The organism is Bacteroides intestinalis (assembly GCF_003464595.1).
Taxonomy (GTDB): domain Bacteria; phylum Bacteroidota; class Bacteroidia; order Bacteroidales; family Bacteroidaceae; genus Bacteroides; species Bacteroides intestinalis_A.
Genome location: NZ_QRZF01000018.1, coordinates 30,762 through 49,628 on the forward strand (window position 1 = coordinate 30,762; position 18,867 = coordinate 49,628).

Here is an 18,867-nt window from a genome sequence, read left to right on the forward strand (position 1 = left end):
CCATGGCACAAAAAAGAAATGCATTAGGACGCGGGCTGGACGCCCTGCTTTCAATGGACGAAGTGCAGACCGAAGGCTCTTCTTCCATCAACGAAATAGAGTTGTCGAAGATTGTCGTCAACCCGAACCAGCCCCGTCATGAATTTGACGAGACAGCGCTTCAGGAACTTGCCGACTCAATCTCTGAAATAGGTATCATTCAGCCCATTACCCTACGCAAGCTGTCGGACGATGAATATCAGATCATCGCAGGCGAACGCCGTTTCCGTGCTTCACAACTCGCCGGACTGAAAAGTATTCCCGCCTATATCCGCACTGCCGATGACGAGAACGTTATGGAAATGGCGCTTATCGAGAATATACAACGTGAAGACCTGAACTCTGTGGAAATAGCCCTTGCCTACCAGCATCTGTTGGAGCAGTACGGGCTCACACAGGAACGCCTTAGCGAACGTGTCGGTAAAAAGCGTACAACAATTGCCAACTACCTGCGTTTATTGAAACTGCCCGCCCCCATTCAGATGGCGTTGCAGAACAAGCAGATAGACATGGGACATGCCCGTGCGCTTGTAACACTGGGTGATCCGAAGTTGCAAGTGAAGATATTCGAAGAAATCATCGAGCATGGATATTCCGTACGTAAGGTGGAAGAAATAGTAAAATCCCTGAGCGAAGGCGAAGCCGTGAAAAGCGGCGGACGAAAAATAGCTCCCAAACGAGGAAAACTGCCGGAAGAATTCAACATGCTGAAACAACAGTTATCAGGCTTCTTCAGTACCAAAGTGCAGTTGACCTGTTCGGATAAAGGAAAAGGTAAAATCAGTATCCCGTTCAATAACGAAGAAGAATTGGAACGTATTATCGGCATACTCGATACTCTAAAAAAATAAATGACGAAAGGAACAAGAACATATCAATGGTGTATCGCCCTGCTGCTTTGCTTCGTGCAGACGGCAGGGATTGCTATGTATGGGCAGAACCGTCCGCGTGCCGCTGCCAAACGGCAGCAATTGGAACATGCAGACTCACTGAAAAGACTGCCGCAAGTAGCTCTGGACAGCCTGAATGCACAAACAGAATCTGCCCTGCAACGGGTTTCGGCTGCTGACAGCCTTGCCTTAGCCGACAGCATTGCTGCCGAAAATAAAAAGCGTCTGCTGGAAATGACTTCCAGTACTACCCCACAAGTGTCTCCTACACCAACAGACAGTATAAACGGGGCACTTAACAAGAAAGTATTTATCCCCAACCCGACCAAGGCAACATGGCTCGCCCTGGTTATCCCCGGTGGTGGACAAATCTATAACCGTAAATTCTGGAAGTTACCTATTATATATGGTGGATTTGCAGGATGTGCTTATGCACTAACCTGGAACAACAAGATGTATAAAGACTACATGCAGGCCTATAAAGATGCCGCTCTTGGCAACTGGGAAGCCAACAGTATTCATGACCTTTTGCCACCCGGATATTTGGACAGAACCCCAAAAACGCAGATAACAGAAACCCTCCGAAAGCAAAAGGATACGTACAGGCGCTATCGTGACCTGAGTATTTTCGCTTTCATAGGTGTTTACCTGATATCGGTTATTGATGCCTATGTAGATGCGGAACTATCCAATTTTGATATAACCCCCGACCTAAGTATGCGGGTAGAACCTGCCGTAATCAACAGTCAATACAGCATAGGCAGTTCCAACAAATCTGTCGGAGTGCAATGTAGTTTCCGTTTTTAATGAATTAAGCTATACCAAAGAATAATCACACATGAAGAATAAATCTGTAAATATGAAGAAGTTTATCGCTACTCCGTTTCTGTTTTGTCTATCACTTTTCGCTTTCCAGGCGCAAGCTCAGGAAAGTGTAGAAGTAGTGATCCGTGACAACGGAACAGAACGTCAGGAAAGCATTGAACTTCCCCAAAGTATGACTTATCCGCTGGACAGCCTGCTCAATGACTGGAAAGCCAAGAATTACATTGATTTAGGTAAAGATTGCAGTACCTCCACAGAGAACCCGCTCTTTAGTGACTCTGTTTATATCGACCGTCTCAGCCGTATTCCTGCTGTAATGGAAATGCCTTATAATGAGATTGTACGTAAATTCATCGACATGTACACAGGACGTTTACGCAATAACGTATCATTCATGTTGAGCGCCTGCAACTTTTATATGCCCATCTTCGAAGAAGCACTCGATGCCTATGGATTACCGCTCGAGCTCAGATACTTACCTATCATTGAATCAGCACTGAATCCTTCTGCCAGATCCCGTGTAGGTGCTTCCGGTTTGTGGCAGTTCATGCTGGCTACCGGAAAGATGTACGGATTGGAAAGCAACAGTCTTATCGACGAACGTTGTGATCCTATCAAGGCCACGTGGGCAGCTGCCCGCTACCTGAAAGACCTGTACGCCATTTATCAAGACTGGAATCTGGTGATCGCCGCTTACAATTGCGGACCAGGCACTATAAACAAAGCAATCCGCCGTGCCGGAGGTAAAACTGATTATTGGGAAATTTATAATTTCCTGCCCAAAGAGACCCGTGGATATGTGCCTGCATTCATTGCCGCCAATTATGTGATGACTTACTATTGTAAGCACAACATCTGTCCCATGGAAACTAATATCCCCGATGCTACAGATACCATACAAGTAACAAAAAACTTACATTTCGAACAACTTGCCGACATTTGTGGCGTTAGCATGGAAGAAGTTAAAAGCCTTAATCCTCAGTATAAGAAGAATATAATTCCCGGTGACAGCAAGACGCAAACTCTTCGTCTGCCTATGAATTACATCAGTACATTTATCGACAGCCAAGATACTATTTATGCCCACCGTGCGAATGAATTATTCAAAAACCGTAGAACTGTAGCCATCTCCGAACCCCGTTCTACAGCAAGACGCGCTACAACCGGCAGTGGGAATCTGACTTATCATAAAATACGAAATGGCGAAACATTGGGTACTATTGCACGCCGCTATGGAGTCACCGTAAAACAACTTCAAAGTTGGAATGGGTTGCATAACACCAAGATTTCCGCCGGAAAGCAATTGAAGATATATAAATAAGAGCACAAACGCTTGCACGGTGTTGAAATTTGCTTATTTTTGCAGCAATAGAAGAAAGGAGACAGGGATATGGAAGAGAATGTGAGCCAGAAAGATAAAGAAAAAGTCGAAGAGGAAATGATTGAACAGGCTTTCCAGCAACTGTTAAACGACTATTTGGCAACCAAGCACCGTAAGCGCATTGAAATTATAACAAAGGCATTCAACTTTGCCAACCAGGCACATAAGGGCATCAAACGCCGCTCAGGCGAGCCCTACATTATGCATCCCCTGGCCGTGGCACAGATTGTTTGCACCGAAATAGGTCTGGGGTCTACATCCATTTGTGCCGCATTACTGCACGATGTGGTAGAAGATACAGACTATACCGTAGAGGATATAGAGAATATATTCGGTCCGAAAATCGCCCAGATTGTAGACGGACTGACTAAAATATCCGGTGGTATCTTTGGTGACCGGGCTTCGGCACAGGCAGAAAACTTCAAAAAGTTGCTGTTGACGATGTCCGACGATATACGTGTGATCCTTATCAAGATAGCGGACCGTCTGCATAATATGCGTACATTGGGGTCCATGCTTCCGAACAAGCAATTCAAAATTGCAGGTGAGACCTTATACATATATGCTCCTCTTGCCAACCGTTTAGGACTTTATAAGATAAAAACCGAACTGGAGAACCTGAGTTTCAGATACGAACACCCTGAGGAATATCACGAAATAGAAGAAAAACTGGCAGCTACGGCTACCGAGCGCGATAAAGTATTCAAAGAGTTCACTGCTCCGATAGGCGCACAGATGGACAAGATGGGACTGAAGTATCGCATCCTGGCACGCGTCAAATCCATTTATTCCATATGGAACAAAATGCAAACCAAGCATGTTCCATTCGAAGAAATTTATGACCTGCTTGCCGTACGTATTATTTTTGAGCCACGTAACGCGGACGAAGAATTGAACGACTGTTTCGATATCTACGTCTCTATTTCTAAAATATACAAGCCCCACCCCGACCGCCTGCGCGACTGGGTGAGCCACCCCAAAGCAAACGGCTATCAAGCTCTACACGTTACCCTCATGGGCAACAATGGACAGTGGATCGAAGTACAAATCCGCAGTGAGCGCATGAATGACGTAGCCGAACAAGGTTTTGCCGCACACTGGAAATACAAAGAAGGCGGTGGTAGCGAGGATGAAGGTGAGTTAGATAAATGGCTGCGCACCATCAAGGAAATTCTCGATGATCCGCAACCGGATGCCATTGACTTCCTCGACACTATCAAATTGAACCTGTTTGCATCGGAAATCTTTGTATTCACTCCGAAAGGTGAAATCAAGACCATGCCACAGAACTCTACCGCACTGGATTTTGCATTTTCCCTACATACAGATATAGGTAGCCATTGTATCGGCGCAAAAGTAAACCATAAACTTGTACCACTCAGCCATAAATTGCAAAGTGGTGATCAGGTGGAAGTTCTGACATCCAAATCACAACGGGTACAGCCGGAATGGGAAGTATTTGCCACTACAGCCCGTGCCCGCGCAAAGATAGCTGCCATCCTGCGCAAAGAACAAAGAACAAACCAAAAAGAAGGTGAAACCCTTCTGAACGAATTCTTCAAAAAAGAAGAGTTACGATTGGACGATGTGCTGGTTGACAAACTAGTGAAAGCTCATAACATGAAGAGCAGGGATGAGTTGCTCATAGCTATCGGCAATGGAAAAATCGTCTTAGGTGATCTGGATAAAAATGCTTTAAAAGAAAAACAAGGAACCAACTGGAAGAAATTCCTCACATTTTCATTCGGTAGCAATAAAGACAGCAAAGAACCTGTTGAAGAAAAGATACCGCAGGAAAAGGAGAAGATCAACACTAAGCAAATTCTGAAACTGACGGAAGAGAATATCCAGAAAAATTACATCATGGCAGAATGTTGTCACCCTATTCCGGGTGATGATGTATTGGGATATATCGACGAAAACGACCGGATTATTATCCATAAACGCCAGTGTCCTATTGCTGCGAGACTGAAGAGCAGCTACGGCAACCGTATTCTTGCCACACAATGGGATACACACAAAGAGTTATCTTTCCTGGTGAATATCTATATCAAAGGCATAGACGCCATGGGATTACTGAACGAAGTGACACAAGTCATCTCCCGCCAGTTGAACGTAAACATCCGTAAACTATCCATCGAAACAACGGACGGCATCTTTGAAGGAAATATCCAGCTGTATGTGCATGATGTGGATGATGTGAAGACTATCAGCACTAACTTGAAACAAATACAGAACATCAAACAAGTAACCCGAGTAGAAGCATAAAACTATAAAAGTACATTTCATATGTTTAATTCGAAAAAAGGAATTGACGACAAGGTAAGTAATAAATTAACTACACTTTCCTGTCAAAGTTTAATAAAAGGTGATTGTTCTATCGATGGAGATATGCGCATCGACGGAATCGTAGAAGGAAATATTCAATGTACAGGTAAAATTGTTATTGGCCCCGAAGGAAGAATACACGGAAATCTTTCTTGTACACATGCCTGTCTACATGGAACTATCATCGGTGATGCTTATATAAAGGAAGAACTCACTCTGAAAGCTAATTGCGTGATGCAAGGTAATATTTATACCAGTAAATTGGAGATAGAATCACAAGCTAAATTCAATGGAACCTGTAACACGAATGATACCAATAATGAGATAAAATTATTGGAAGCAGTTACTGAATAACATTATTTACAATAGATTCAATTTAACAAAACCACCTTTCTGAAAAAAGTTTTATCTTATATAGGCGTTCATTATTAATATAAAATAGCTACTTTTGCAGTATATATCAATGAAGTATACTATGATAGTCGGCAAATATATAAATTTGGGAACGCTCCAGAAACTACTGTTTAATGGTGAGAAGGTGATTATTTCTGATGAATGTATTCAAGAAGTAGATAAGAGTTTCCGTTTTTTGAAGGATTTTTCAAGTGATAAAATTATTTACGGAATAAATACAGGATTCGGGCCTATGGCTCAATATAGAATTGAGGATAAATCATTAACAGAACTACAATATAATATCATCAGAAGCCACTCTACCGGAGCAGGTAAACCATTACCTCCTCTTTATGTAAAAGCAGCAATGATTGCCCGACTATTCACCTTTTTACAAGGAAAATCAGGTATACATACAGAATTGGTAGAACTACTTGTTAAATTCATTAACCTGGATATTTTTCCGTATATACCGGAACACGGCAGTGTAGGTGCCAGTGGCGATTTAGTGCAATTGGCCCATATAGCATTGACTTTGATCGGCGAAGGAGAAGTGTTCTATCAAGGACAACTACAACCTACCGCCCAGGTGCTTGAGAAGAATCATCTCAAACCTTTCTCTATCCACATTCGTGAGGGACTTTCAGTAACAAACGGTACTTCCGTCATGACGGGTATCGGCATTGTTAATCTGATTTATGCACGCCAATTACTAAACTGGTCCGTATGCGCCTCAGTAATGATGAATGAGATTGCCGCATCCTATGATGATTTTGTTTCTCAGCCGCTAAACGATGCCAAGCTTCATAAAGGACAGCAGAAAATAGCTGAAGCTATGAGAGCCTGGATGTCGGGCAGCCAATGCACACGCAAGAGAGAAAATGAACTGTATGGACAGAAACACGAGGAAAAGATCTTCGAACATAAAGTACAGCCTTATTATTCGCTAAGATGTACTCCACAGATACTGGGACCGGTTTATGACACATTGATAAATACGGAAGAAGTCTTAATCAACGAAATCAACTCAGCCTGTGACAACCCGATTGTTGATCCGGAAACCCAAAATGTATATCATGGTGGAAACTTTCATGGTGATTATATCTCTTTCGAGATGGATAAATTAAAAATTGCCATTACTAAATTGACAATGCTAAGTGAACGCCAGTTGAACTATCTGTTCCATGATCGTATCAACGGAATACTTCCCCCATTTGTCAATCTGGGAGTGCTGGGACTAAACTATGGATTGCAAGCTTCGCAATTCACGGCAACTTCCACTACTGCAGAGTGTCAGACACTATCCAACCCAATGTATGTGCATAGTATCCCTAACAACAATGACAATCAAGACATTGTGAGCATGGGAACGAATTCTGCATTAATAGCCAAAACAGTTATTGAGAATTCTTATCAAGTCATGAGCATTCTGTTTATGGGGATTGTACAGGCGGTGGATTATTTAAAGATACAAGATCAATTGAGCACGGAATCACGCAATGTGTACAATGAAATCCGGGCATTCTTCCCTGTATTTTCCCAAGATACTCCTAAGTATAAGGAAATAGAGGCTATGAATGAATACTTGAAAAATAAGAAATTCAATTTATAAATGAAATACGCATTAATTACAGGCGGAAGCCGGGGCATAGGACGTGCTGTCAGCATCAAACTGGCAGAAAAAGGATATACCGTGCTGATTAATTATCAAAGCAATGATAAGGAAGCGGCTAATACCCTGCAACTCGTTCGAGAGCAAGGAGGAGATGGAGAACTACTAAAGTTCGATGTAAGCAGCCCGGCAGCAGTATCCGAAGCGTTAAACACCTGGAGTGCCCAACATCCGGATGAATATATTGAAGTACTGATTAACAATGCAGGAATTCGCAAAGACAATTTAATGCTCTGGATGACCGAACCTGAATGGAACGGAGTACTGAATACCAGCTTGAATGGATTCTTTTATGTCACCCAGGCATTGCTTAAAAACATGTTAGTCAAACGTTTCGGCCGCATTGTCAATATAGTTTCGCTATCAGGTATCAAAGGTATGCCCGGACAAACAAATTATTCTGCTGCTAAAGGGGGTGTCATTGCCGCTACCAAAGCATTAGCCCAGGAAGTGGCAAAGAAGCATGTAACAGTCAATGCTGTGGCCCCCGGATTCATCCGTACGGAAATGACCGAAGACATCAACGAGAACGAATGGAAAAAGCACATCCCTGCCGGGCGCTTCGGTGAACCGGAAGAAGTGGCTGATCTTGTAAGTTTCTTAGTTTCCCCCAACGCCTCTTATATCACAGGTGAAGTTATTTCAATCAATGGAGGACTGCATACATGAGAAGAGTTGTCATTACAGGAATGGGAATTTACTCGTGCATCGGCAAGAATCTGAGCGAAGTAACATACTCATTATATAACGGTAAATCGGGAATCGGCATCGATCCCCACCGGAAAGAAATGGGGTATATTTCTGCACTGACTGGTCTGCTGGAACGCCCTGATCTTAAAAAAATGCTGGACAGACGGAAACGTCTCTGTTTGCCTGAACAGGGAGAATATGCCTATCTGGCAAGTGTAGAAGCTTTCAAAAATGCAGGCATTGATGGAGCATTCCTGGAAGCAAATGAAGTAGGAATACTGTATGGAAATGACAGTAGTACTGCACCGATTATTAATGCCGTAGATATTATCCGGGAAAAGAAGAATACCGTTCTGGTAGGTTCCGGTTCTATTTTCCAGTCGATGAATTCGACTGTATCTATGAACCTGTCGGTCATCTTCAAACTCAGAGGAGTAAACTTCACAATCTCCGGTGCTTGTGCAAGCGGTTCACACGCCATTGGCATGGGTTATCTGCTTATCAGGTCAGGATTGCAAGAGTGTATTCTTTGTGGCGGTGCACAAGAAGTAAATCCATTCTCAGTAGGTAGTTTCGACGGATTAAGTGCATTCTCTACCCGGGAAGATGAGCCTCAGCAAGCATCCAGACCCTTTGATAAAAGCAGGGACGGACTTGTGCCCAGCGGAGGTGGCGCCAGCCTGGTACTGGAAAGTTATGAATCAGCAGTTAAGCGAGGAGCACCCATATTGGCAGAAATTATCGGCTACGGTTTTTCATCCAATGGAGATCACATATCTGTTCCTAATATAGACGGACCCAAGCGTTCACTGAAAATGGCTATCCGGAATGCTGGAATCGCATTGGATGAAATTAAATACATTAATGCGCACGCCACTTCTACTCCGATAGGTGATTTGAATGAAGCAAAAGCCATAGCAGAAGTATTTGAAGGACACCACCCGTATGTGGCTTCCACCAAGTCTATGACCGGTCACGAAATGTGGATGGCGGGTGCCAGCGAGGTTATCTATTCTACTTTAATGATGCAGAATAACTTCATTGCTCCCAACCTGAATTTCGAAGAGCCGGATGAAGCCTCTGCCCAACTTAAGATCCCCGCCCAACGAGTAAATATGGAATTTGATACATTCCTGTCGAACTCATTCGGATTCGGAGGGACCAATTCTACATTAATTATTAAAAAAGTAAAGTAATATAAGTATGACCCACGAAGAAATCATTGAAAAGATAAGAGAAACCTTATCCGAGGAATTTGAAGTAGATATCGATCTTATCCAGCCTGATGCTCCGCTCATGCAAACCCTTGAGTTAGACAGTCTGGACCTGGTAGATATGGTAGTGTTGATTGAAAAGAACTTCGGTTTTAACGTAACCGGACAAGATTTTGTCGGAATAAAAACGTTCCAGGACTTCTATAATCTCGTCATTACACGTATGGCCGAAAACAAAAACGAATAGACAAGATGTGGAAAGGTAAAACCCGTGGCGGCGTATCCGGATACCTGTTTTTCATTTATATGATCAGGTATTGTGGAGTAAAGGCTGCTTATGGTTTTCTGTCTCTGATTGTTCTTTATTTTATCCCTTTCGCTCCTAAAGCAACAAAGAGTATTTGGCAATATGCCCGCCGTATCTTAAAACGGAACCGCATACAATCGGTGGGTTTATTGCTAAACAACTATTATCGTTTGGGACAGATACTCATAGACAAGGTAGCCATTGGAAATGGAATGATCGACAAGTATCATTTCAAGTTCAATCACTATCAGGAGTTTCTAAATGTATTGGATGGAGATCAGGGAGTAATTATGATCGGCGCACACGTTGGTAACTGGGAAATCGGAACACCTTTTTTCAATGACTACAGTAAGAAGATGAATGTGGTGATGTACGATGCCGAACATCAAAAGATTAAAGAAATACTGAAGAAGAACGGACAGCAGCAACCTTACAAGATTATACCGGTCAACGAAGATAATCTGGCACATATATTTAAAATTACAGAAGCGCTGGATCATAAAGAATACGTCTGTTTTCAGGGAGACCGTTATCTGAATGCAGACAAACTGCTGACCTGTAAATTTATGGGACACGAAGCTTGTTTTCCAATCGGCCCTTTCCTATTGGCATCACGGATGAAAGTTCCTGTAGTTTTCTATTTTGCAATGAGAGAGGCTAAGCAAACCTATCATTTTCATTTTATACTGGCAGAAAAGGTATCCGGCTCAAAAGAGAAAAGGGCAGAGCAATTACTATTAGAACAATATGTGAACGCTCTGGAAAAAGTAATCAGCCAGTATCCCGAACAATGGTTCAACTATTATCCTTTCTGGAAGTCGCTTGAATAAACTAAAATCAACAAAATGAAACTATTTCCTTCTTTACAAAAGAGATACACCAAAGAACGATTCACCGCTGTGCAAGCACAGCGGTTGGCACAAGAAATCGCTTTTGGTCCCATTGTATTCCAAGTTTCACGCCTGATGCTGAAATTCGGTATTTTCCGCTTGCTTTCCGACAACCGGGAAGGTCTGTCACTGGAACAGATCAGCCAGAACACCGGATTGTCAAAGTATACCGCACAAGTTTTACTGGAAGCCTCACTCACCATAGGTACTGTATTGGTAAAAGACGATCAATATATACTGGCAAAGGCCGGATGGTTCCTGTTGAATGATGAGATGGCACAAGTGAACATGGATTTTAATCAGGACGTCAACTACAAAGGTCTGTTCCATCTGGAAGAAGCATTGCTAAATGGTCGCCCCGAAGGTTTGAAAGAATTGGGAAACTGGCCCACGATTTACGAAGGATTATCCAGTTTACCCGAGCAAGTGCAGAAAAGCTGGTTCGGCTTCGACCATTTTTATTCAGACAATTCTTTCGACCAGGCACTCGAAATCGTATTCAGCCACTCTCCCCGGACTCTGCTCGATGTAGGAGGTAATACAGGTAGATGGGCTACTAAATGTGTGCAATACAACGAGAAAGTAGAAGTTACCATTATGGATTTACCCCAACAACTGGAAATGATGAAACAAAAGACGGAAAATATTTCCGGGCACGAGCGTATTCATGGACATGGTGTAAATCTTCTCGATGAAAATGTACCTTTCCCGAAAGGTTTTGATGCAATCTGGATGAGCCAGTTTCTGGATTGTTTTTCCGAGAAAGAAGTTATCAGTATACTCTCACGGGCTGCTCAGTCCATGTCTACAGAAGGACGACTTTACATTATGGAAACATTCTGGGACCGACAGAAGTTCGAAACTGCTGCCTACTGCCTGACACAGATCAGTATATACTTTACTGCTATGGCAAATGGTAACAGCAAAATGTATCACTCCGACGATATGGCACGGTGCATTCAAGAATCAGGGTTGGAAATAGAGGAAATATATGACAACTTGGGATTGGGACACAGTATTGTAAAATGTAAGCTGAAATGAAAAAAGCTCCTATCATATCCGGTGAAGGAATCCTGAACCTGATACCACAACGACCGCCAATCGTTATGGTAGATTCATTCTGTGGCATTGAAGATAATTGTTCCTATTCAGGTCTCACAGTCACTGACGATAATATCTTCTGCCAGGAAGGCAAATTGCAGGAAGCAGGTCTTGTTGAACACATAGCCCAATCGGCGGCGGCACGGATTGGATATATCTATTTACAGAAAAATGAACCGGTGCCCTTAGGTTTTATTGGTTCGGTAGATAAATTAGCCCTTCATCGTTTGCCGGAGATAGGACAGGAATTATTCACTGAAATTACAGTTATTCAGGAGGTATTCGATATTACTTTAGTATCTGCTTGTGTTAGTACTACGGAAGGAGTGATTGCAGAATGCCGGATGAAAATATTTTTAGATAAGAAATGAGGCAAAAAACGAATCTGCATACACCTGCACTCATTGACCGCACCACAATAAAGGTACGTTTCAGTGAAATAGACTCCATGCAAATCGTATGGCATGGTGAATATGTACGCTATTTTGAGGATGGAAGGGAGTCTTTCGGGAAACATTATGGCTTAGGATATATGGATATCTACAGTGAAGGATATATGGTACCCATCGTTGAGTTAAACTGCCAATTTAAGCAATCCTTATCCTTCGGTGAAGAAGTTATCATTGAAACCCGATACATCTCTTGTGAAGCTGCCAAGATTAAATTCGAATATGTACTATACCGGGCTACAGACAACAATATCGTTGCTACCGGAAGTACGACTCAGGTTTTTCTAAATACTAACAGGGAGCTGGAGTTAGCAACTCCGGCTTTTTATCAGGAGTGGAAAAAGAAATGGAACATCCTATAACTGTATATATCACAGCTGATACTCTGATCAGTTCCTTAGGAGCAAATACCCGGGAGAATATAAAAGCAATCCGGGAATATCGAAGCGGAATCACCAGGCATGAAGCAGGAATCATATCTGATACCTCTATATTAGCTGCCACGATTCAACCGGAACAATGGGAAAGAGCAAAGAATTTGGGTACGTACACACGTCTGGAACAACTATTCATACTTGCCATTCAGGATATTCTGTCCCATTCCGAAATGAATCTGGCGGATGAAGATTGTGGCCTCATCCTATCCACTACTAAAGGTAATATCGACCTGTTGGCCAATCATCCCGACGACCTTGATATCAGAGTTCATCTATGGGAAATGGGAAGAAGAATAAGCGAATATTTTCAGGCCGGCAACCGGGTAGAAGTTATTTCTAATGCCTGCATATCAGGAGTATCCGCTTTGATTGTAGCAAAGCGATGGATCGAATCCGGCAGATACAAAAAAGTCATAGTAGTGGGAGGTGATATCCTCTCCCACTTCATTACCAGCGGATTTCTATCTTTCAGATCCATCAGTCCCGAAAGATGCTGCCCTTATGATGCCCGGAGAGACGGACTCAATTTAGGAGAGGCTTGTGGTGCTATCCTGCTGAGTTCGGAAGGAAACGATACGGATATCATCCTGTCCGGAGGAGCCATTAGCAATGATGCCAATCATATTTCAGGCCCGTCACGTACAGGAGACGGACTTTACCTCGCCATACGGCAGGCTATGGAAGAAGCCGCAGTCCTTGCCGAAGACGTTAGTTTCATGAACACACATGGAACGGCTACTGTCTATAACGATGAAATGGAATCGAAAGCTATTCATTTAGCCGGATTGGAAACCGTTCCGGTTCATAGTTTGAAATCTTATTTCGGTCATACTTTAGGGGCATCGGGAGTGATTGAATCTATTATCTGTATTCACGAACTAAAGGAAAACGTACTATTCGGTACATTAGGCTATGAAAAGCCCGGTGTCAGCATGCCTATTCTGGTGCAAGCTGACCATCAGGAAATACCCATGAAGCATTGTATCAAAACAGCATCCGGTTTCGGAGGTTGTAATGCTGCTATCGTATTGACACTTCCCGCATATCAGAAACAGCCCTCAAGCGTACAATCACCGGTGACAGTTCATACAACCGCAACTGTTTCCATTGAGTATAGCTGTTTAAGTATGAATGGAGAGACCGTTTTTTCATCATCTGCCTCAAACTTTGCACAATTTATCCGCGAAGCATACAAAAATACAGGTGGAAGTAATATGAAATTCTACAAAATGGACGACCTTTGCAAACTGGGATATACTGCTGTTGAATATCTGTTGAAGGAGAAAAACTTTCAACCGGAAGAAATAGGGATATTGCTGGTTAATGCTGCTGCCTCGCTGAATACGGATATTCGTCATCAGATGATTATCAATCAGGAAGGTGACCATGCAGCCAGTCCGACGGTATTTGTATACACTCTGCCTAACGTTGTAGCAGGTGAGATATGTATCCGTCATAAAATACAAGGAGAAAATACTTTCTTCATAGAAAAAGAATTCGATGCGGACAAATTGGAAGAATATGCACGAATTATAATGAAGAAAGGTAATTTGAAAGCTTGCATCACCGGATGGTGCAACCTTTTAATGGAAGAGTATAAAGCTGATTTTAAACTAATAGAAGTACAACATTGATATGGAAGAATTAATAGAAAAACTAAAAAGAGAATTAATAGAAGAACTGAATCTTGAAGAAGTCACACCCGAAGAGATTAATCCTGATGAACCTCTGTTTGGTGACGGTGGTTTAGGACTCGATTCTATTGACGCACTTGAGATTATTCTTATTTTAGAGCGTAACTATGGAATCAAAATAAAGAATCCTGCAGAAGGGAAACAGATATTCTACTCAATACGTACATTAGCGAACTATATTTCTGAAAATCAGAAACAATGAAGATATATGTAACCGGTTTAGGTGTTGTTTCAGGTATTGGTCTGAGTGTTGCAGAAAATATAGCTTCACTCAGGAAACATCAGCATGGTATGAGGAAAGTCACTCTTTTCCCTACGGAACTGAATGTACCCGTATCAGAGGTAAAATACAGCAATGAAGAACTAAAACGGTTACTCTCTTTAGATATACAAAAAACGTTTTCACGAACAGCCTTATTAGGCATGTTAGCTGCCCGGGAAGCAGTTGATGACGCCCGATTAGATTTGAATTCTTTGCGTATAGGTCTCATATCTTCCACCTCTGTAGGTGGCATGGATTTGAGTGAACATTTCTACAATGCCTTTAAAAAGGACAATAGAAAAGGAAGATTACGGGAAGTCATCTCTCATGACTGCGGTGCAAGTACTGAAATGATAGCGGATTATCTGAAAGTAAATGACTTTGTAACCACTATCAGTACAGCCTGCTCATCAGCAGCTAATGCTATCATGTTAGGAGCCCGCATGATCAGGAATGGACAACTGGATGCTGCCATTGTAGGAGGTACGGACGCCTTGTGCAAGTTTACCCTCAACGGCTTCAACTCACTTATGATTTTGGATAAGGAGCACTGCCGCCCTTTTGACGTATCCCGTGCAGGCCTCAACTTAGGAGAAGGAGCCGGATATATTGTGCTTCAATCAGAGAAACTACTCCGGAAAGAGCCTTATTGCTTATTAAGCGGATATTCGAATGTGAATGAAGCTTTTCATCAGACCGGCAGTTCACCCGAAGGAAATGGACCATTCTGGTCCATGACAGAAGCCATAGCTAAAAGTGAAATTCTTCCCGAAGAGATTGATTATATCAATGTACATGGCACAGGAACTCCAAGTAATGATCTTTCAGAAGGACTTGCTATCCAACGGATTTTTGGCGATAAGATTCCTCCGTTCAGCTCTGTCAAAGCGTTTATCGGTCATACATTAGGGGCTTCGGAAGGAATTGAAGCGGTTTATTCTGTTCTCTCCGTATATCATGGTTTCATCTATCCCAATCTGAACTTCAAAGAACCTATAGAAGAAAACATATTGATGCCTGAAACCTCATTCCGCGAGGGACTACCTATTCGTAATGTACTATCGAATTCTTTTGGATTCGGTGGAAATGATTCTTCGATCCTGTTTTCCACATTAAAAGAGAAATGATGCAACCTGTCTATATCAATCATATTGCTTCTATTCACGCGGATACTGCTTCCGGAGAATCCCCTTATTTATCCGCTAACGAACCGGATTACAAGAGTATTATCACAAATGCCGCACTACGGAGGCGTATGAGCCGGATCATCAAAATGGGAGTTGCCTGCGGACTGGAATGTATCAGTACCCTACCTTCCGAAAAAGTACATGCGATCATCACTGCAACCGGACTCGGATGCCTGGCAGATACAGAGAAGTTCCTGAATACAATCATTGAGAATGAAGAACAACTACTGAACCCAACACCCTTTATCCAGTCAACCTTCAACACCATCGGAGCGCAAATAGCATTACTCCGCCAGATACATGCTTACAACATGACGTATGTACACCGGGGATTGAGTTTCGAAAGTGCACTATTGGACGGTATGATGAGAATCTGGGAAGGTGATGAAAATGTCCTCGTAGGAGCTATTGATGAGATTACCCCTAACAGTCACGCTATACAACAACGCCTGGGACTGCTAAGGGGCATACAAGCAGGCGAAGGTGCCCAGTTTTTCCTGCTGGGACGAGAAACCACCGAATCCACATTAGCAGAACTTGCCGGTATATCAACTTTTATTCATGCGAACAGTACACAGGAAGTAGCCGAAAAGATTCATTGCTTTTTGCAAAGTAACCGATTAACAGCCGGACAAATCGATTGGTTTGTTACCGGTAAGAATGGAAACCTGAAAGAAGATGTCCTGTATACTGATTTAGAAAACAGCCTGTTTCCCACAGCAACATATACCACCTTTAAGAATGAATGTGGTGAATATCCTACGGCATCTTCCTTTGCTTTATGGAAAGTGGCTAAAACTTTTGAAGATAATCTAAATCCGGGACAGACGGCTCTGATATATAATCATTATCACTCCATTAACCATTCACTTATTTTAATCCGGAAAAGACAATGATAGTGGAAATCCTGATCATATTAATAATTATCTTTCTCGTCTACGCATCTTGCAGTATCCGTTCTAACATCTATCTCAAGGTATTTTGCAAGAAACAGACTGAGGAGAAAATTGTAGCTATCACCTTTGATGATGGACCGGACGCGATACAAACTCCCAAAGTATTGCAAGTACTCAGAGAACAACAAATACCGGCTTGTTTTTTCTGCATCGGTCATAAAGTGCAAGAAAACGAAGAGTTGATCCGGCAAATCATCAACGAAGGACATCTGATTGGTAATCATTCTTTTACCCATACCAATCATTTTCCCTTGTACAGCCTGTCGCGGATGAAAAAAGACTTGCAAGCTTGCCAGTTTGCATTAGAACGAGTAACTTCGCAGAAAATCAAGTTATTCCGCCCACCGTTTGGAGTCACGAATCCTACTATAGCAAAAGCTGTCCGTATATTGGGATACACTCCTGTTGGCTGGAATATCAGAACACTCGATACACTACAACCTTCGAAAGAGAAGGTTTTGAAGCGTATTCAGAAAAGGTTACGCCCCGGTTCTATCATCCTTCTACACGATCGGATGCCGGACAGTGACCTGTTATTAAAAGAGATACTTAACTTAATTAAAGAACAGGGATATACAGTTGTCCGTCTGGACAGCATGTTGTAAAAGCATTATGAGAACCATACTAATAATATTATCAATCATATTGGGCATTTCCTATACCCATGCCCAGACAATGAAGAAGCTAATCCATACCCAGGATTTTGAAAACCGTCTGGCAAAGGAAGCACAAACCATGCAGTCCATTGAAAGTGACTTTACACAAGTGAAGTACCTGGATATTCTGGATGAGAAAGTAACCTCCAAAGGAAAGTTCTATTATCAAAAGAGCGGCAAAATACGTATGGAATACGCCCAACCCGTCAACTACCTAATAGTGATAAACGACTCCCGGCTTAAAATCGTATCGGACGGTAAAAAGAGCGTTATGAGCCTAACTGCCAATAAGATGATGAATCAAATGCAAGATATGCTCACAGCCTGCATGATAGGCGATCTCTCAAAAATGTCTTCCGACTACAAACTGGAATATTTTGAAAATGATTCCTATTATATAGTGAAGATTAAGCCGGTCAATAAAGCCATACAAGCCTACATTTCGGAAATTGAAATATACCTGGATAAGAAAGATATGTCGGTTTACAAATTGCGTCTTTCCGAAACAGCCACCAATTATACGGAATATGAGTTCTACAACAAGAGATTTAATGCTTTGAAAGATGAAACAAAGTTTTCTATTCGCTAATCTGATCTTTATTCTGTATCTATTCACTTCCTGCGGCTCCTCAAAAACAATAGCAGGAGATGCCACATCTCATGTGACACCTATTATTTGCGCTGAAGAATATTCGCAAAAATACAATATGCAGTTAGACTTCATGAAGCATCACTTCAGCGGTCTATTAATTGTACGGAAATTGCCGGATAATGAAATAAGAATATTGGCATCTACTTACTTTGGACTCAGTCTTTTTGATTTTTCACTCCGGAAAAATGAATTTCACGTCAACAGCTGCATAGAGCCCATGAAGAAAAAGAAAATGCTGCTATTACTGGAAACAGACTTTAAGAATCTATTTTTAAGTGGAAAGAATATCCGCATCAAAAAGAAAAGCGGTACCTTTGAAAAAAGAGTCACAGGCAGAGGATTCGGAAAATCAGTATTCTATCTATCGGAGTTCAATTTAGGACATCCCGAACAGATAAAAATCAAACATCCCTGGTTGCGGCTAAGTATACAGTTGGACAAATTAAAAGAAAACCCAAACTAATATGGCTGAACTTCTTCACAATTTCTATAAGATTACGTACTCTGAGCATATCAATGAAACAGACTGGGCAGTGCAAGTCATGCTCAACCCACAACATGCTATTTATAACGGACACTTTCCACAACAACCCGTAGTTCCGGGCGTTTGTATGCTGCAAATAATAAAAGAGTGCATAGAGAAAATACAACAAGCTCCCCTGCAATACAAGCATATAGCATCATGCAAGTTTCTTTCTGTTATTAATCCGAATGAAACACCGGAATTAAAGCTCTCATTGACTATCAAGAATAACGAAACGGATACATTCCAGATTCTGGTTGAAGGAGCATCTTCAAAAGATATCTGTATCAAATTAAAAGCACAACTAATCGGCAAATAAAC

At 42.1% G+C, this 18,867-nt stretch carries 21 protein-coding genes; all 21 read left to right on the forward strand.

Going from position 1 to position 18,867, the window contains the following annotated elements; all coding sequences use genetic code 11:
• Window positions 1-2 precede the first annotated feature (2 nt).
• On the forward strand, window positions 3-890 hold the full coding sequence (locus tag DWW10_RS19800; protein ID WP_022392720.1) for a ParB/RepB/Spo0J family partition protein: 888 nt from the start codon (window positions 3-5) through the stop codon (window positions 888-890).
• Window positions 891-1,736 carry a DUF5683 domain-containing protein gene (locus tag DWW10_RS19805; protein ID WP_022392721.1) on the forward strand — a complete coding sequence of 282 codons (846 nt, stop codon included), beginning with the start codon at window positions 891-893 and terminating at the stop codon, window positions 1,734-1,736.
• Window positions 1,737-1,767: 31 nt separating this feature from the next.
• Window positions 1,768-3,075, forward strand: coding sequence for a lytic transglycosylase domain-containing protein (locus DWW10_RS19810; protein ID WP_022392722.1), 1,308 nt, complete (start codon window positions 1,768-1,770; stop codon window positions 3,073-3,075).
• Window positions 3,076-3,144: 69 nt separating this feature from the next.
• Window positions 3,145-5,403, forward strand: a complete 2,259-nt coding sequence (locus DWW10_RS19815; RefSeq protein ID WP_022392723.1) for a RelA/SpoT family protein — start codon at window positions 3,145-3,147, stop codon at window positions 5,401-5,403.
• A 21-nt stretch (window positions 5,404-5,424) separates the two neighbouring features.
• On the forward strand, window positions 5,425-5,817 hold the full coding sequence (locus tag DWW10_RS19820; protein WP_007667103.1) for a bactofilin family protein: 393 nt from the start codon (window positions 5,425-5,427) through the stop codon (window positions 5,815-5,817).
• A 121-nt stretch (window positions 5,818-5,938) separates the two neighbouring features.
• Window positions 5,939-7,468, forward strand: a complete 1,530-nt coding sequence (gene flxA, locus DWW10_RS19825; RefSeq protein WP_182021482.1) for a flexirubin biosynthesis tyrosine ammonia-lyase FlxA — start codon at window positions 5,939-5,941, stop codon at window positions 7,466-7,468.
• Window positions 7,469-8,197 (forward strand): flexirubin biosynthesis SDR family reductase FlxB, encoded by a 729-nt coding sequence (flxB, locus tag DWW10_RS19830; protein WP_022392725.1) that lies wholly within the window; start codon window positions 7,469-7,471, stop codon window positions 8,195-8,197.
• Complete coding sequence (locus tag DWW10_RS19835) at window positions 8,194-9,414, forward strand: beta-ketoacyl-[acyl-carrier-protein] synthase family protein (protein WP_022392726.1); 1,221 nt, start codon at window positions 8,194-8,196, stop codon at window positions 9,412-9,414. The genes flxB and DWW10_RS19835 overlap by 4 nt, the downstream gene beginning before the upstream one ends.
• Window positions 9,415-9,421: 7 nt before the next feature.
• Window positions 9,422-9,679: an acyl carrier protein gene (locus DWW10_RS19840; RefSeq protein ID WP_007212332.1), complete on the forward strand. Its 258-nt coding sequence runs from the start codon at window positions 9,422-9,424 to the stop codon at window positions 9,677-9,679.
• A 5-nt stretch (window positions 9,680-9,684) separates the two neighbouring features.
• Entirely contained in the window at window positions 9,685-10,569 is an 885-nt protein-coding gene (locus DWW10_RS19845) for an LpxL/LpxP family acyltransferase (protein ID WP_022392727.1), read from the forward strand.
• A gap of 15 nt (window positions 10,570-10,584) precedes the next feature.
• On the forward strand, window positions 10,585-11,670 hold the full coding sequence (locus tag DWW10_RS19850) for a FlxJ family methyltransferase (RefSeq protein WP_022392728.1): 1,086 nt from the start codon (window positions 10,585-10,587) through the stop codon (window positions 11,668-11,670).
• Window positions 11,667-12,101, forward strand: coding sequence for a hotdog family protein (locus DWW10_RS19855; protein ID WP_022392729.1), 435 nt, complete (start codon window positions 11,667-11,669; stop codon window positions 12,099-12,101). Before DWW10_RS19850 ends, DWW10_RS19855 begins: the two co-directional genes overlap by 4 nt.
• On the forward strand, window positions 12,098-12,541 hold the full coding sequence (locus DWW10_RS19860) for an acyl-CoA thioesterase (RefSeq protein ID WP_007215125.1): 444 nt from the start codon (window positions 12,098-12,100) through the stop codon (window positions 12,539-12,541). Before DWW10_RS19855 ends, DWW10_RS19860 begins: the two co-directional genes overlap by 4 nt.
• Entirely contained in the window at window positions 12,526-14,250 is a 1,725-nt protein-coding gene (locus tag DWW10_RS19865; protein WP_022392730.1) for a beta-ketoacyl synthase N-terminal-like domain-containing protein, read from the forward strand. Before DWW10_RS19860 ends, DWW10_RS19865 begins: the two co-directional genes overlap by 16 nt.
• Window position 14,251: 1 nt before the next feature.
• Entirely contained in the window at window positions 14,252-14,512 is a 261-nt protein-coding gene (locus DWW10_RS19870; RefSeq protein WP_007212326.1) for a phosphopantetheine-binding protein, read from the forward strand.
• The gene (locus DWW10_RS19875; protein ID WP_022392731.1) at window positions 14,509-15,699 is read left to right on the forward strand and encodes a beta-ketoacyl-[acyl-carrier-protein] synthase family protein; all 1,191 of its coding nucleotides are present in this window, start codon (window positions 14,509-14,511) and stop codon (window positions 15,697-15,699) included. The genes DWW10_RS19870 and DWW10_RS19875 overlap by 4 nt, the downstream gene beginning before the upstream one ends.
• Window positions 15,699-16,655 (forward strand): beta-ketoacyl synthase chain length factor, encoded by a 957-nt coding sequence (locus DWW10_RS19880; RefSeq protein WP_182021484.1) that lies wholly within the window; start codon window positions 15,699-15,701, stop codon window positions 16,653-16,655. Before DWW10_RS19875 ends, DWW10_RS19880 begins: the two co-directional genes overlap by 1 nt.
• Window positions 16,652-17,320, forward strand: coding sequence for a polysaccharide deacetylase family protein (locus tag DWW10_RS19885; protein ID WP_022392733.1), 669 nt, complete (start codon window positions 16,652-16,654; stop codon window positions 17,318-17,320). Before DWW10_RS19880 ends, DWW10_RS19885 begins: the two co-directional genes overlap by 4 nt.
• A 7-nt stretch (window positions 17,321-17,327) precedes the next feature.
• On the forward strand, window positions 17,328-17,960 hold the full coding sequence (lolA2, locus tag DWW10_RS19890) for a flexirubin biosynthesis/transport protein LolA2 (protein WP_007215121.1): 633 nt from the start codon (window positions 17,328-17,330) through the stop codon (window positions 17,958-17,960).
• Entirely contained in the window at window positions 17,935-18,486 is a 552-nt protein-coding gene (lolB2, locus tag DWW10_RS19895; RefSeq protein WP_022392735.1) for a flexirubin biosynthesis protein LolB2, read from the forward strand. Before lolA2 ends, lolB2 begins: the two co-directional genes overlap by 26 nt.
• Before the next feature lies 1 nt (window position 18,487).
• Window positions 18,488-18,865: an ApeI family dehydratase gene (locus tag DWW10_RS19900; RefSeq protein WP_022392736.1), complete on the forward strand. Its 378-nt coding sequence runs from the start codon at window positions 18,488-18,490 to the stop codon at window positions 18,863-18,865.
• Window positions 18,866-18,867 lie beyond the last annotated feature (2 nt).

Coding starts and splice junctions, on each gene's coding strand:
- DWW10_RS19800 (WP_022392720.1), top strand. CDS start 3: ATGGCACAAAAAAGAAATGCATTAGGACGCGGGCTGGACGCCCTGCTT.
- DWW10_RS19805 (WP_022392721.1), top strand. CDS start 891: ATGACGAAAGGAACAAGAACATATCAATGGTGTATCGCCCTGCTGCTT.
- DWW10_RS19810 (WP_022392722.1), top strand. CDS start 1,768: ATGAAGAATAAATCTGTAAATATGAAGAAGTTTATCGCTACTCCGTTT.
- DWW10_RS19815 (WP_022392723.1), top strand. CDS start 3,145: ATGGAAGAGAATGTGAGCCAGAAAGATAAAGAAAAAGTCGAAGAGGAA.
- DWW10_RS19820 (WP_007667103.1), top strand. CDS start 5,425: ATGTTTAATTCGAAAAAAGGAATTGACGACAAGGTAAGTAATAAATTA.
- flxA (WP_182021482.1), top strand. CDS start 5,939: ATGATAGTCGGCAAATATATAAATTTGGGAACGCTCCAGAAACTACTG.
- flxB (WP_022392725.1), top strand. CDS start 7,469: ATGAAATACGCATTAATTACAGGCGGAAGCCGGGGCATAGGACGTGCT.
- DWW10_RS19835 (WP_022392726.1), top strand. CDS start 8,194: ATGAGAAGAGTTGTCATTACAGGAATGGGAATTTACTCGTGCATCGGC.
- DWW10_RS19840 (WP_007212332.1), top strand. CDS start 9,422: ATGACCCACGAAGAAATCATTGAAAAGATAAGAGAAACCTTATCCGAG.
- DWW10_RS19845 (WP_022392727.1), top strand. CDS start 9,685: ATGTGGAAAGGTAAAACCCGTGGCGGCGTATCCGGATACCTGTTTTTC.
- DWW10_RS19850 (WP_022392728.1), top strand. CDS start 10,585: ATGAAACTATTTCCTTCTTTACAAAAGAGATACACCAAAGAACGATTC.
- DWW10_RS19855 (WP_022392729.1), top strand. CDS start 11,667: ATGAAAAAAGCTCCTATCATATCCGGTGAAGGAATCCTGAACCTGATA.
- DWW10_RS19860 (WP_007215125.1), top strand. CDS start 12,098: ATGAGGCAAAAAACGAATCTGCATACACCTGCACTCATTGACCGCACC.
- DWW10_RS19865 (WP_022392730.1), top strand. CDS start 12,526: ATGGAACATCCTATAACTGTATATATCACAGCTGATACTCTGATCAGT.
- DWW10_RS19870 (WP_007212326.1), top strand. CDS start 14,252: ATGGAAGAATTAATAGAAAAACTAAAAAGAGAATTAATAGAAGAACTG.
- DWW10_RS19875 (WP_022392731.1), top strand. CDS start 14,509: ATGAAGATATATGTAACCGGTTTAGGTGTTGTTTCAGGTATTGGTCTG.
- DWW10_RS19880 (WP_182021484.1), top strand. CDS start 15,699: ATGCAACCTGTCTATATCAATCATATTGCTTCTATTCACGCGGATACT.
- DWW10_RS19885 (WP_022392733.1), top strand. CDS start 16,652: ATGATAGTGGAAATCCTGATCATATTAATAATTATCTTTCTCGTCTAC.
- lolA2 (WP_007215121.1), top strand. CDS start 17,328: ATGAGAACCATACTAATAATATTATCAATCATATTGGGCATTTCCTAT.
- lolB2 (WP_022392735.1), top strand. CDS start 17,935: ATGAAACAAAGTTTTCTATTCGCTAATCTGATCTTTATTCTGTATCTA.
- DWW10_RS19900 (WP_022392736.1), top strand. CDS start 18,488: ATGGCTGAACTTCTTCACAATTTCTATAAGATTACGTACTCTGAGCAT.